The organism is Paenibacillus sp. J31R30, assembly GCF_059692115.1.
The window spans coordinates 219,652-233,737 of sequence record NZ_JCAUAV010000007.1 but is presented as its reverse complement, the minus strand read 5'-3'; the positions used below and the strand labels follow the sequence as shown (position 1 = coordinate 233,737).

Sequence of the window (14,086 nt, the reverse complement as noted above, 5' to 3'; positions counted from 1 at the left end):
GATGCCTGACCATACCGATTCCGCTTTCTAACATAGTCTATATAGACCTTGAAGTCGATCAAACTTCATTAACGATTTATATAGAAATGGAGGATTTATGTGCAGATCGTAATTCGACATGTTTTCTATGAAGCTACCGGATATGGGAATAGTGCCCGGCAAATCGCATTGGCTATGGATCAAGCAGGTGCGGATATTAAGCTGGAAGCGATGGGCAGAAGAGACGAATTTTTAGATCCTACTATGGAAGCTCGGCTGCAGCAATTGGAAAACAAACCTTACCAGGACGACAAAATTTTGTTAAAAGTTGGAACCGATTTGACAGAAGAGGATCGTAGGTTTTACCGGAAGATTGTCAATTGTTCCATGTGGGAAACGAATAAAGCTCCCGCTCCTATGGCAAACAACTGCCATCAATTCGATGCTATCATATTACCCAATTCATTTAACCGGCAAGCTTTCTGGGATGCAGGAGTCCGTACCCCGCTTTACATTGCCCCTTATGGTGTAGATTCCAATCTATACACGTCGGAAGGCATAAAGGAAAGATTCGGAGAGAGCGACAATACATTCTTATTCCTATCTGTTTTCGGCTGGTCATATAGAAAAGGGCCCGACGTCCTGATTAAAGCTTTCCTGGAGGAATTTGAAGCAGATGAACCAGTAGCGCTAGTTATTAAAACACACGGAATGGATATTCAGCAAAAACCCGACCAGGATAGTTACGAATCCATCATCCAATCCATCACAAAGTCACGGCTTCCCAAATTAAACATTGTGACCCGCGTCATGACTCCAAATGAAACGGCAGCCATGTATCGTGGAGCAGATTGCTTTGTGCTACCCACCCGTGGAGAAGGGGTTGGATTGCCAGTATTAGAAAGCATGTCTAGCGGTGTCCCCGTAATTGCTACCGGCTGGAGCGGTCTCGTTGACTTTTTGAGCCCCGACAGCGGCTATCTACTTCCCTACAAGCTAGTTCCTGCTGGAAATGTGCATTATACAAATTTGTACGGTGAGGATCAATTTTGGGCAGAACCTGATCAAGGCGCGCTGCAGAACTTAATGCGCAGGGTCTATGTACGTCGGCAGGAAGCGAAAAACAAGGGAAAACAAGCAAGGGAAATAGCTAAGTATTGGAATTGGAACCGTACCGCCTATGCCTTTATTGATGCTTTAGAGCAAATTGCCAGAGCCTGATTACCAATCATGAGAAAAAATATCCGCAGCAGAACAATAATGTTGAATCGAGGTGATTGTGAATGAGGATTGGCGTAGATATGATGTACGCCCAGGATGATTGTGCGTTTCACGGCATCGGAAATTATTCCTTTGGGCATATGACACATCTGGCACAATTGCCTGATGTTGAATTATTCATGTTCCAGCCTGATTTCCGAAATATGACCCGGGAGCGTTATGTGGAACAACTATCCCAATTTATTTCAATGAATAATCTGGATTTTTTTCACTTCCCGAATCCTATGATGGTTCCATTCCCGGATGTGTTTGGGAGCGGGGAGTTGCCTAAGGTTCGGTGGACAGCTCTAGTGCACGATATCATTCCGTGGGTATACCGAGATTTTTATCTTCCTACGGCAGAAGCCCGTTCATTTTACAAGCAGAAATTAACCATGCTCCAGCAGATGTATCATGTGTTTACAAATTCGGAGTATTCCCGTCAGGATCTAGTTCAACTTGGCTTTCCTTCGATAAAAATGACGAATATTTCCGGAGGGTGCGACAACTCGTTCTTCCCCCTGAATCATGTTGACCTTGGGGGATTCTCCCATGTATTTGACATACATGCACCCTATATTCTCGCCTTTACTCCGAGTGATTTCCGAAAAAACGGGGAAAGGCTAGTTAGTTCGTTTGCGCGGGCTGTGAGAGAAAAAGAGGAACCCTGGCAGATTGTTTTTGCCAATGACACCCCTAAAGAAGCTTTATGCCAACACCTGCGGAATTTAGCTGAGGAAGGCGGAATTCCGGGGAGCCGGATCCGCTTTACGGGCAGAATATCCAAATCGCAAGTCCTGCGGCTGTATAACGGGGCTAAAGCCGTAGCAATGCCGACGCTCTATGAGGGTTTTGGTCTTCCCGTATTAGAGGCAATGCAGTGCGGTACTCCAGTGCTTACTTCTACGGAGACGAGTATGCCTGAAGTAGGGGGCGACGCAGTCGTATTCGTGGATGCTTACAACATTAACCATATAACCGAAGGATTGAACAAGCTTTTGTTTGATGATTCTTTGAGAGGAAAACTTAAAACCAGCGGTTTGAATAGAGCTAAACAGTTTCAATGGAACAGGGTAGCGGAGCATACTTATCATGTATGCCAACAGATTATGGCAGCCGATGAAGGAGCGATCGGCCTATTCGAATTGACAGCAACGGATGGGAGAGAGGAAAACATTCCCGCTGAATTCTATGTCGATCATCCCCGTTCTGTTGAATCAACTCCCGCCAGCCCTCCTCATTCCGCAATTGGTGGAGTCGTATCTACGGAACCTCACCAGAGTCGAGGCCGGAGCATTCCATCTAAAAGGGCCAAATTGCTGCCAAAAAAGAGAACGAGAAGAAAGAGGAAATTGATTCGTTTTAAAAAGCGGTCCACACCATCGCGCAAAAAACGAAAGCTTGTACGGAAGCAGATGGGACGCAAAGTCGTAAAAGCCCGCAACAAAAGAAAGAAAACGAGAACAATCCGAAAGACAACTAAATTTAAGTCCGCTAAATCCAAAATGCACAAAAATCGAAAGTAATTGCAAAAACAAAGGAGCTAAGCGCAGCACGCCTCTTAGCTCCTTTTCCGTTCACGTCCCGCAATAAGTTTGATATGCACAGGCAGACGGCGCAGGCAACGCCGCGTACTCCGCCTGATCATCGTTGTGCGCGAAAGGGTTCGCCAGCACAGCGAGCAGTCGCTCCATCACGCTTATGTCGCCATGTTCAACAGCTTCTTCAAGCGCTTCTTCCACTCTGTGGTTGCGCGGAATGACAGCTGGATTGCTGGTGCGCATCAACTGCTGCGAAGCAGCGTGGTCTTCTTGCTGCCTGCCCAGACGCGCCTGCCATTGCTCCCGCCATGTTACAAATTCCGGCGTGCCAAACAGACCTGCGTCTTCTTGCTTATCAAAAGTTAAAGCTACAAACGTATTCGTATAGTCTGCATTGTTCTTCTCCATCAGGCTAAGCAGTTCTTGAATCAGCGTAGTATCCGCTTCCTCTTCGCCAAAGATCCCTAACTTCGCTCTCATTCCCAAGAGCCATGTTTGGTGATATCTCGTTGAAAACCCGGATAAGGCACCTTCAGCCAGCTTGATTGCTTGCTCTTCCTCGGCATGCAGCAGCGGCAATAGCGTCTCAGCAAATCGCGCCAAATTCCACACAGCGATGCGCGGCTGATTCCCATACGCGTAGCGACCATGAGTATCGATGGAACTGAACACGGTTGCTGGATCGTAAGCATCCATGAAGGCGCATGGACCATAGTCAATGGTTTCCCCGCTGATCGCCATGTTGTCGGTATTCATGACGCCATGGATAAAGCCAACGAGCTGCCATTTGGCAATTAGATCCGCTTGACGCTTGATCACTTCCTGAAGGAAGTGGAGATAGCGGTTCGCACTTGGGTCACCCTGCGCTTGCGCGGCAGCTTCAGAATAATGCCTTTGCATGGTGTAATCCGCTAGGGCTTGTAAATCCTCTGCGGTGCCATATTGCGCAGCATACTGAAAGGTACCCACGCGGATATGACTAGCAGCTACACGAGTCAGAACTGCACCAGCTAGCTCAGTTTCACGGTAAATCACATCCCCCGTGGTGACAACCGCTAGGCTGCGCGTCGTAGGAATGCCAAGCCCGACCATCGCTTCGCTGATGATATATTCACGCAGCATCGGTCCAAGGGCGGCACGACCATCGCCGCGACGGGAATACGGCGTTCTGCCGGAGCCTTTGAGCTGAATATCTACGCGCTCCCCGGACGGCGTGATCTGTTCACCCAGCAAGATAGCCCGACCATCCCCGAGCATGTTAAAATGCCCGAATTGATGCGCCGCATAAGCTTGCGCCAGCGGTACCGCGCCTTCGGGAATATGGTTGCCTGCAAGGGTAGCCACGCCCTCTTTGCTTTGCAGCGCTTCGGCGTTTAGCCCTAGGGTTGCTGCCAGTGGAGCATTCAGAACAACCAACTTCGGTGAGCTCCCTGGCGTTGGGTTCAGCTTTGTAAAAAAAGATTGCGGCAAACTCGCATAACTGTTGTCAAAGTTCCATCCTGTATGTGTACTAGCTTGGTTATCTGTCATTGTAGCTCCTCTTTCTTTCAAAAATCGCGTTTCACTTGTCATTTACTTCCTACTCCTATATTATACCCTTTCTGCGCAGATGACACCTTATCCATCTCACTAGAAAGAAACTGACAAGTGGCTCTCTTGCAAACAAATTAGTCGAGTTAGAACACCCTGCAGAGGATAAAAGAATACTGTAACCCGAAAAGTGAGGCTATCGTTTAGTTAATTTGCTTGCATACACGACAGTCATCCCATGCTTGCGCACAAAAATTGTGCGCTAATGCTGCCTACACGACAGTCATCCCATTCTTGCGCACAAAAATTGTGCGCTAGAGCTGCCCACACGACAGTCATCCCATGCTTGCGCACAAAAATTGTGCGCTAGGGCTGCCTTCGCGACAGTCATCCCATGCTTGCGCACAAAAATTGTGCGCTAGGGCTGCCTTCGCGACAATCATCCCATGCTTGCGCACAAAAATTGTGCGCTAGAGCTGCCGCCACTTAATTAATTGACAATCTCAAATTTCGAGTTAGTTATGGCCGATTCCCGAGCGGTTAGTCAATTTCATCCGATTTTATCGACTAACTAAATGTCAAAAGGTTGAACAAGGATCGCTCCTCGTTCAACCTTTATCCCTACGCGCCAGAGGCTCGTTTCCAGCAAGCTTCCGCGATGCTTTTCAGCAACAACGCCTGCTCCCAGCGGTTGGAGATTTCTTTGCCATCCGCCCCAATGAGCGAATATGGCGCAGGTCCAAGCTCGCACACAAAAGGCAGCACATCGCCCGGCTTAGCTCCCTGCAGCCAATAGCGCATCGCTTGCGTCCACCATTGCTCAAAGCGCTCCAGCATCGCATCGGAGTAGCCAACACTCACTTGAATTTGCTCACCTGAGGAAATTCGGCTATGAATGACAGACGTGCGCTGCAGCACCATGTCGAGTAAAAGCTCTGCTTTTTCTTGTCTCTCCGTCATTTCTCCTGCCAGCACATAGTGGGAGATATCTAGTGTAAAGCGCAAATCCGGCAGCGCTTGCGCGTATTGTACGGTGCGGATCAAATCCTGTGTTATTTTGCCCCGATGCGTCTCTACATAAAAAGGAATTCGTTGTTCAATCGTCACAGCACCTAGCTCAGCCAGGAGCCCAATGGCCTCGTCCCCCACAGTAAACGAATCTGCCACCTGCGCATTCACATACAGCATATCGATATCTTTTGCATGCTTCATATGTTGAGACAAGTCATTCCCGCTAAAAGGAAAACAATGCGTACCGAAGCTAAAGCCGTATTGGCTCAGCAGTCCTTTCCACAACTCCCTATCTTGCGCTTCAGGTACTCTTCCTAAAATGCCATTAAAGCCTGCGTTCGCAATTCGCTCGAACTTCGCTTCAAGCGGCAGCTCTGTCCCATCTGGCCCTAGCGCCATCATCGCCCACATGGATTGTTGGATTTCCAGCCGTGGAGGGCGATTAGAGCCATCATTAATACGTGCGTTATCAAACTTGGTCGTCATCTTAGTTAATATCCTCCCAGGCTTCCGGCCGGTTTATTTTTAGCGTGATCACCGTGTTCCTGCATATACACAGCGCGTTTCTGCACTGTCCTTGCTGCTTCCTCTTGTGCCGCACGCGCATCTCCGCCATGGACATCTTCAATCATCCAGCGCTGCCCGAAGCCAGCATGTACAACTTCATCTGCCCAGTCAAAATCCTGAAACGTCGTCATGAGCGGATCCTTCGCGATATCTCGGCAGAACTCCCACTCTTCGCGTTTGCCTGGCGGATATTTCATCGCAGCCTTTTCAATGGCAATCGTCAGATGCGAGTAGGCTTCGGTGCCTTCAAACAGCTGTGCCGTCATATCGTACCAACCCGTCCAGTTGGGGAATTGATACACATCGTACCCCTTCAACCGAAGCGCAGCCTCACCAAACCAGCTATGGCGGACTTCATCCCACATATGCCTAGCCGTATCGCGATAGAAATGCCATGGCTTTCCTTCGGTAGTGAAATGGACATAGGCTACGCCCTCCGCTGGAGACATCTCAAAATATCTAGACAGCATCATCGACAAGAATCTTCCATCCTCATTATCTGGGATGCCAAACCCTTGCATTTTCACAACCTGTGACTGAAAACGACTGTCTCGCGTGCTCGTTTGCGGCATCGCAAATGGCTCCGTCATGATTCGAACAGATGGATCCACAGGGACTCGATCTTCCCATCCGGTTATACTGCCGGCTGCTGCAAGGAGTTGTTCCACATACATTCTCCAGCCCCTTGCTTGTTCCTTCTCAACTTCGGATGCGGTCTGCAGTAAATATTGAAGCGCCTCACGCCCCCAGTCCATTTGCTCCTCGCGATCAATGAGCTGATGCTTCAAAATATGCAGCGTTGGCTCATCCACAAGCGGCTGTGCTTTGCCCCGATAGGCATGAATCGCAGCAATTTGCGCTGGTTTTACCACTTCAAAAAGCGCCGTCAACAAACACAACGTCGTCGCTGAATTCAACACGGTTTGCATAAGTTCGTTTAGCGACACGTCCGGGCATTTGTCGAATGCCACGGTACTCATGCGCAGCTGCTTAATCCGATTGCGGAATTGATCATGGTGTTCCGCATCCTGCGAACTTAGCCGCGCAAGCGCTCCTTTTATTTCATATTCAGGTCTAGCCGCCATATGACCAGCCTCGATCCGCATCAATTGGCGATCTACATAGGCGATTCGTTGTAATGTTTTTGCGGATTCCTCGACTGACATCCCGGTACGATCCCAGTCCTTGATTCCCATGAATGGATGCAACATAAGTAGCCCTCCAGTATCTTTGCACTATTTTATTTACATGAACTAATCATAGTGCTATTTACTATTCAGATACATGCAGTGAACCACATATAAATTTGCACTAAAATACATAATTATAAGAATTACATCTCCTCATTTAATCCGATAAAACCTAGTCGGACAGCCATAGCCCAATTGGCAGATTTCAGCGTTTCAGCTATGGTCGAATACGACAACATCGATTGTTTATCGGTTCCTTGCAAACCCCATACTACGATACTTTCATTTCGCGGGACTTTGACGCTCTGTTGTAGTTTCATTTCACCCGTCATGCCAAGTCCCGTTGGTTTATCGACTCTGACTGCCGAACTATAGTAACCATTATGGTCGATAATGGCATATTCCAGCTCGCTATAGAATGCACCGTTAGGATCTTGGTGCTCCTTAAACGAATAGACAAAATCACCTTCAAAATGGTAATTACCTGACTCGTCTCTGTCCTTCTCCATCATGGTCATGCTCATGCCGGCTGACGTATGCTTCTTCACACCATCCTGCCAATAATCAAAGCTGACAGCTAGCTTCTGTTGCGGCCCATGGTACTGAAGAGCTACCGCACCCGACATCAGCCCCATAAATGGCTTCAGCTTTACATTATTTTTATCGTCAAATAACGGTTCTGGTGATGCTGACCATGTTGAAATGTCTGTTTTATCATCCACATGAAGCAAAGGATCACTCATTACTTTGCGGCTCGATACGTCATTCACAACAGCAAGAGTCATTAGACCTGCTATTACGATGACTGAAAGTATCTGCGGGATTTTATTTGCACCCATTCCTATGCACCTCCATGATGGTATAAATGCTTATATTTTAAAATAATACCACAATTTGGTTGTTTGCAGGGCGTGAACAGGGAAAGCGCTGCCACCTTTTCGATGGTTTATATTTTTTTAATAAATAGGTAAGCGTCAGTTTAGTTGTTGAACTTATACTAGGAGAGGAGTGAGTAATAAAACGGGGGCACAAATGAGTAAAAAGCTAGGTATCTTCTCAATCATCATAATTATTGGCGTAGCCATCGCAGCGATATTCCCTTATATCACTTTAAATCCTGCAAATAGCCGAGTTACACTCGATCTCCGTTTTCCAATGCACTACACGGTGCTCACGCTTCATATTGCGCTTGCATTGATTGCGCTGGTCAGCGGCTTATTTCAGTTTCATGCTCGTTTTCGTGCCAGCTATCCAGCTTGGCATCGGGTTTTAGGGCGCGTATATGTGATCAGCGTTATGATCAGTGGCCTCTTCGGCCTCGTCTTATCCTTCTATGCGGAAAACTTTACGAAAGCCATGGCTTTCCTGGCGCTAAGTCTATTGTGGCTAATCACGACATGGAAAGGCTTCCGCTACGCAGTCAAAGGGAAACTCCCACAGCATCGAAGCTGGATGATTCGCAGCTATGCGGTCACCTTAGTCGCAACCACTTCCAGAGTGATCGTTCCGATTTTTATTTTATTTTATCTAGCTATGCATGGATTCAAACTTCCCGAAGGCGGCAGGGAGCAGATGGTTGCAGAGATTCTGAACATCAACGTTTGGATTGGTTTGCTGCTTAATTTGTTAGTTGTGGAGTGGTATTTACTGCGACCTCGAAAATAGCCAAAAGGGCTGTTCCGACTCATCTACTGACGAGCTGGACAGCCCTTTATTTACTATTTTGCTTAGCCCCGCTTATTCCCCGCTATTGTCCAAAATTAGCATCTCTTCATAATTGATCGCTTGCAACAATTCATACACAGTTCCCGTAGATATCTGCTCCGTTTCTTCCAGTTCTTGAACGCCATCCCTTCTTATCTGTACACTTCGCATTTGGACAATTCTTAGCTGGTTTAGGAAGTCTTCTTCCGAGCACTCGTTTCCGTTAATCTTCTCCCGTTTCAACATGCGCGAATAATGCTGAATGACAAGCAGGTTTTCTAGCTTATGCTTCTTTGACTTTTGCTTGCTAATGGCCTTGACCGCTGCTTGTTGTAATTGTGTTTCGATGGTTTTAAGCTCTTCAAACATCTCTGTAATGGATCTGAATTTCTCGGAGATCCCCTCCTTACGATGTTGTTTGATTCTACGGTTAAGCAGGTTCAACTTGAATTTAGTCCAGAGGTACTGGAGCCTCGCTAGAAAAAAAGATTCCGAATGCGGTTGATGCAGCAGGGTAAAAACCGACTGCAGCTGAGGAGAAATTACACCTTGATCGATAAGTTCACAGAGCTTCGAGGATTCTGCTTCTCTTCCGATTTGCTGCAACTCGCGAATGTAGGGGCCAGATAGCTTGACAGAGCCATAGGACTCAATTCGAATTTGTTCTTCTAGTTGTTGCGAGACTGCAAGGGTAGCGTCGAAACTAGCCGTATCCATTTCCGTTTTGAGCGCATGAATCGTCTTCTTGGCCAAATGAATACTCGCTTCCTTCATTGTCATCGTTGCTTGAGCTTGATCACCTTCGGCTACAACTGACTTTCCTATGAATGGCATGGCTACAGCTGCAGCCAACATGCTGATCAAGATGACGCTGGCCGAAATAAACAAGATCGTGTTTCGCAATGGGAATGGCGTTCCATTCGATAATTCGAATGGAATGGATAAGGCTGTTGCCAAGGTGATCGTACCGTGGACACCACACAAGCTAACGGCGAGAGCATACCCCTTGCGGGTCGTATTCATTGCGATGTTAGGGTTCGCTTGGCTGACTGGCAGAAAGTCGTTATGCAAGAAATATACCCATAAATACCGCGCTGTACTTAGCGCAGCGTATATCGCGAGTGCCAAACCAAATGCTTTGAAGAACGAAGCCTCACCACTATGAAGCAAGCCCCTTATAACTTCTGGAAGCAATAGTCCGAGCAGGGCAAATACGAGACCATTCAGGATAAAACTTAGCATCGACCACGTATTCGTCGAGATGATGTGCAGTTTCGTTGTGGTTTGCTGCAATCGATCGCGTTCTAACCCATGCACGATGCCCGCGGCAACAACGGCCAAAATACCGGAAACGTGGAGTTCCTCCGCGGCAAGATAGATGACAAATGGCGTTAACAGTTGAATCGTGACAAGTGAATGGACTTCTTCCAAGCCTCTCTTTCGTAGAAAAATCCTGAAATTTACCAATACAGCACCACCAACAAGCCCAACGATACAGCCGCCTAGAGCCACGAGCAGGAATTCCAATGCAGCTGATTTCGCAGAGAATACGCCTGTCATCACGACACCCAACGCAACTTGAAAAGAAACCAGACCTGCCGCATCATTTAACAGCGACTCCCCCTCCAAGATCGACATTAAGCCCATGGGAAACGTCCGGCCTCGTGTCATGGATTTAACAGCAACCGCATCCGTGGGAGACAAAGCTGCAGCCAAACCAAAAGCGACTGGAAGCGGCATGGACGGAATGAGATAGTGGATGACATATCCGATACCAACTACCGTAAAGACAACAAGCCCGATCGCCATGAGAAGGATAGGCTTGCGGTATTCCCATAATTCTTTGCGCGATATCACCCTTCCATCTCCGAAAAGGATAGGCGCAATTAGGCAAACCATGAAGGCCTCTGGTTCAAATTTGAAGTCTGTCGGGATGAACGGCACCCAAGATACAACAGCCCCTAGTCCAATTAAATAAAAGGGCAGAGGGATTTGGGGATAGCGCTTATGAAGTAATGTTGATGCTACGATTACGGCCGCTACAATTAATAAGGGCAATAGAAGTTCCAATGGCGTTCGGCCTCGCTTTCAATACCTTTAAATGGGAATTATTTGCTAGCATCCGCTTAAACTTGACGATCTATTCCGCTATGCTTCATCGCCAGGACACCCCCAGGCACCGCTATATAAAAAAAGAAAAAGGCTAGCCAACTTGCATTGGCTAACCTTACTAACGACCTAATCTTGCTGCATTCAGTACCAGCTTGTAAACACCGATGAAGTTCCATACGCCAGCGGAACCGCGGCTCCGATCATCACAATCGGTCCCCACCAGGTGAACATCGAGATCCCCGCAACAAGACTAATGACCATGAGAGCTGGTAGAACTAAGATCGGAATAGCGGTCTGAAGCGCTTGGTGTTTCATCGGATCTTGGATCGGAAATAGCGACAGGAACGGTGTCGTTAGTTCGTCCTTGCAGAACGATTTGCGCCAAAAAACCAGCAGGACTGCCGCAAGAATCCAGACGAGAATTTTAATCGAACCTGGCAAAATAAACAATGCTGCGCTGATGACGATAACAAATTGAATCGATTGCCGCCATTGTAGACCATTACGGAAATAGGATTTCACTAACAGCTCAGCGATCCCATTGCCGGCTCCTTTGCCTTTGATCAACCGCCGCGATCTGCTGAATAAAAGCGGGTATCTGCGAGTCGGTTTTCTTTTACGCTCCATCACACGAATTAACATCAAGGAGACAATACGCATCCGCGCATCTCGCTCTCTCGCGATATCCGCGAAGAAGGCACCCTTTTCACGCAGCCGCGTCCGGGTTAAGGGGATAAATGTAAGCAAGCCTAGCCCTACTGCAGCCCAGCTAATGAAAGCTTGATCCGCGATTTCTGTGACTAACAGTTGGAATAGGATGAACCCGCCCGCAAACACCACAATCCGCAGCACCCAGAGCAGGAATCTCTGGAATCGAAGTGCTAGCAACTGGCGAACTAGGCCAATGTTCAGCTTCACCACATAAGTCAGCAACCAGAAACACAGGACCTGCGTGACGCTATACGAATAAACAGACACGACTAATGGCAGGAAAAGAAATGTGAGAAGCAACGTAGTAGTCCCTTGCAGAACCACCGAATATCGATACCCGAGATGCATGAGATGACGGAACCAGCTTTCATTTTGCCGGAGAAACAGCTGATCCCCCTCTTCAACAAAGTAGCGCAGCGTACCCATCCATGTGAAAATGTAGAAAAGTGTAGCCACCGTATGAATTGAAATCCCGCTTAACCACGCAGGCGGTGTCATATACCAAGCATAATAGTGATAACCCGCCACGATCAGCAGGGGAATGACAAAATAAATCGCAATAACCCAATCTACAGCCATACGTAACGCACGAATCTGGAAGTGTATGTCCGAGCGAACTCTACGCGCAAAAACCTGAAAGCTGCTGTTCAAACCGCTGTCGCCCCCTCTCATAATAAGGAATGGAAGCAGTCAAACAAGGTGGCATCCGGCATGTCGCATTGTTGTTGGATGTCTTGCAGTGTTCCGTTCGCTACCAATCTGCCACCCGAAAGCAGCACAAATGAACTGCAAATCCGCTCCGCTGTATCTAACACGTGGGTACTCATCAAGATGCCTGCACCGCGCTTGCGTTCCTCTTCCAGCATCCCCAAGAAATCCTTGATCGCCTTCGGATCTAGGCCAATGAAGGGCTCGTCCACGATGTACACATCAGGTTTATTCAAAAAGCCGAGAATAAGCATAATCTTCTGCTGCATCCCTTTGGAAAATTTCCCAGGCAATTGATGCTTCTCATCCAGCAGACGGAAGCGATGCAAGAGATCATCTGCTCTCTCCAGGAACACCGTGCGGTCCAATTCATAGACCGATGCGGCGAATTCCATATGCTCCCACAACGTCAATTCATCATATAGAATGGGGTGCTCGGGAATATAGGCGTAGCTTTTGCTTTCACCCATGAAGGAGATTTTGCCTTTAAAATCCTTCAGTAGACCGAGGATGCTCTTGATTGTCGTACTTTTGCCAGCGCCGTTCGGACCTAATAGCCCCACTAGTTCGCCTTGTCTCACTGTAAAATGAATTCCCTTAATAATATCCGGCACCTCATCGTAACCGGCCTGTTCAATATGTACATCTAATACGGCTAATTGTCCATCTGACATTCTGTGACTTCCCTTCCATCCTGATCGTGCATCACACGCACTTTGCCAACATCGTATCATGAAAGTTTGCCCAAAGTATGAAGGTTAGATAAAAAAGAAAAAAAACTCTAACGCGATCACTCCGTAAAAGTGACCGTGTTAGAGATTGGCTATTATATACTCCTCATCCAGAGAGCGTCGAAACCTAACATGAAACTCTCAATACCATCTCAAGGCGACAGGCAGACATTGGATAAACAAAACAAGGTCCTGTAATCGTTTCATCATCGTATTCACCCTTCCAAAAAGACAGAAAACGCCTATCCGTGTAGGATAGGCGCCATTGCCTTAAGTATTTGTTGCACAACGTTGTGCGGTTAATTAGAGTATACTTCTAGTTTAATATAGCGTCAAGTATGTTGACACGAAATAAATAGTTAAGGATAAAAACACTGAAACCCTATGTTTAATGTCAATTAAAGTGACGTAATAGTTTGAGATTACTTCTTAACCAACATCTCCGCGATCAGATCGTCTTTGTCCCAAAATGGAGATGGGATCGTAATGCAGATACGTCTTGTAGTCAAGGAGTTGTAGTTTATTGCTCTTAAAAGCTGGGGGCATCTTCCAAATAGAGCTATCCAGAATCGTGTACGAATTCCCTTTCTTTTACGTAAGTTAGTCGGTTTCATCGACTAATTCCAGACCCAGGGACACTTCTGCTTATGAGTTAGTCGGTTTGGTCGACTGCAAAAAAGATCCTCACCCAGCCAATGCTGGATAAGGATCTCCTCTATTCACATTTGCTTCTGCATCTCTTGAACACTGTAGCTGTTAATGACCGCAGCCGCAAAGGTCACGCGATTGTTCCGAAAAAAGTGATATAACAGCCGAGCCTCCGCAGATTCTTCATCATAGCGCGAGAAATTAAAGAAATCATCGTCGGCCCAACCTTCACCACGCAAGCGCTCAATGGATTCCGCTATTTTGCTAGGAATGACTGGTTTAAATACGTTAGACGCTTCCGTTGTCATCTTTCAACGCCACCTCTCACTAGAATCTATCATTCTAGTAAAAGGATACCCAGATCTAGCAGCGGTTAAACCTGCCTGATCTGTCT

At 47.2% G+C, this 14,086-nt stretch carries 11 protein-coding genes; 3 read left to right on the top strand and 8 right to left on the bottom strand.

Translation table 11 applies throughout. The features are described from left to right. The first annotated feature begins 99 nt into the window (after positions 1-99). Positions 100-1,200, top strand: coding sequence for a glycosyltransferase family 4 protein (locus tag AC58QO_RS22810; protein WP_497269533.1), 1,101 nt, complete (start codon positions 100-102; stop codon positions 1,198-1,200). 62 nt (positions 1,201-1,262) lie between these two features. Then, positions 1,263-2,765: a glycosyltransferase family 4 protein gene (locus AC58QO_RS22805; RefSeq protein WP_497269532.1), complete on the top strand. Its 1,503-nt coding sequence runs from the start codon at positions 1,263-1,265 to the stop codon at positions 2,763-2,765. Positions 2,766-2,816: 51 nt separating this feature from the next. On the opposite strand, the gene AC58QO_RS22800 is transcribed toward AC58QO_RS22805, so the two are convergent. From AC58QO_RS22800 to AC58QO_RS22785, 4 genes are all read right to left on the bottom strand, one after another. Next, positions 2,817-4,310 carry a protein adenylyltransferase SelO gene (locus AC58QO_RS22800; protein ID WP_497269625.1) on the bottom strand — a complete coding sequence of 498 codons (1,494 nt, stop codon included), beginning with the start codon at positions 4,308-4,310 and terminating at the stop codon, positions 2,817-2,819. A gap of 621 nt (positions 4,311-4,931) precedes the next feature. After that, positions 4,932-5,807 (bottom strand): sugar phosphate isomerase/epimerase family protein, encoded by an 876-nt coding sequence (locus tag AC58QO_RS22795; protein ID WP_497269530.1) that lies wholly within the window; start codon positions 5,805-5,807, stop codon positions 4,932-4,934. 5 nt (positions 5,808-5,812) lie between these two features. Beyond that, positions 5,813-7,099 (bottom strand): hypothetical protein, encoded by a 1,287-nt coding sequence (locus AC58QO_RS22790; RefSeq protein ID WP_497269528.1) that lies wholly within the window; start codon positions 7,097-7,099, stop codon positions 5,813-5,815. 122 nt (positions 7,100-7,221) lie between these two features. Next, positions 7,222-7,917, bottom strand: a complete 696-nt coding sequence (locus AC58QO_RS22785; RefSeq protein ID WP_497269526.1) for a hypothetical protein — start codon at positions 7,915-7,917, stop codon at positions 7,222-7,224. A 169-nt stretch (positions 7,918-8,086) separates the two neighbouring features. Here AC58QO_RS22785 and AC58QO_RS22780 point away from each other — a divergent pair, with 169 nt between their 5' ends. After that, a complete protein-coding gene (locus AC58QO_RS22780; protein WP_497269524.1) occupies positions 8,087-8,743 on the top strand; it encodes a DUF2306 domain-containing protein in 657 nt (218 codons plus the stop codon). 72 nt (positions 8,744-8,815) lie between these two features. Here AC58QO_RS22780 and AC58QO_RS22775 read toward each other — a convergent pair whose 3' ends face one another. From AC58QO_RS22775 to AC58QO_RS22760, 4 genes are all read right to left on the bottom strand, one after another. Then, positions 8,816-10,852: a Na+/H+ antiporter gene (locus AC58QO_RS22775; RefSeq protein ID WP_497269522.1), complete on the bottom strand. Its 2,037-nt coding sequence runs from the start codon at positions 10,850-10,852 to the stop codon at positions 8,816-8,818. A gap of 183 nt (positions 10,853-11,035) precedes the next feature. After that, positions 11,036-12,256 carry an ABC transporter permease gene (locus tag AC58QO_RS22770; RefSeq protein WP_497269520.1) on the bottom strand — a complete coding sequence of 407 codons (1,221 nt, stop codon included), beginning with the start codon at positions 12,254-12,256 and terminating at the stop codon, positions 11,036-11,038. Positions 12,257-12,273: 17 nt separating this feature from the next. After that, entirely contained in the window at positions 12,274-12,987 is a 714-nt protein-coding gene (locus AC58QO_RS22765) for an ABC transporter ATP-binding protein (RefSeq protein ID WP_497269518.1), read from the bottom strand. 776 nt (positions 12,988-13,763) lie between these two features. Beyond that, positions 13,764-14,000 (bottom strand): hypothetical protein, encoded by a 237-nt coding sequence (locus AC58QO_RS22760; protein WP_497269516.1) that lies wholly within the window; start codon positions 13,998-14,000, stop codon positions 13,764-13,766. Positions 14,001-14,086 lie beyond the last annotated feature (86 nt).

What these genes read in the sequence shown, in the direction of transcription:
- AC58QO_RS22795 (WP_497269530.1), bottom strand. Translation starts at nt 5,807, where the DNA reads ATGACGACCAAGTTTGATAACGCACGTATTAATGATGGCTCTAATCGC.
- AC58QO_RS22765 (WP_497269518.1), bottom strand. Translation starts at nt 12,987, where the DNA reads ATGTCAGATGGACAATTAGCCGTATTAGATGTACATATTGAACAGGCC.
- AC58QO_RS22805 (WP_497269532.1), top strand. Translation starts at nt 1,263, where the DNA reads ATGAGGATTGGCGTAGATATGATGTACGCCCAGGATGATTGTGCGTTT.
- AC58QO_RS22760 (WP_497269516.1), bottom strand. Translation starts at nt 14,000, where the DNA reads ATGACAACGGAAGCGTCTAACGTATTTAAACCAGTCATTCCTAGCAAA.
- AC58QO_RS22800 (WP_497269625.1), bottom strand. Translation starts at nt 4,310, where the DNA reads ATGACAGATAACCAAGCTAGTACACATACAGGATGGAACTTTGACAAC.
- AC58QO_RS22785 (WP_497269526.1), bottom strand. Translation starts at nt 7,917, where the DNA reads ATGGGTGCAAATAAAATCCCGCAGATACTTTCAGTCATCGTAATAGCA.
- AC58QO_RS22790 (WP_497269528.1), bottom strand. Translation starts at nt 7,099, where the DNA reads ATGTTGCATCCATTCATGGGAATCAAGGACTGGGATCGTACCGGGATG.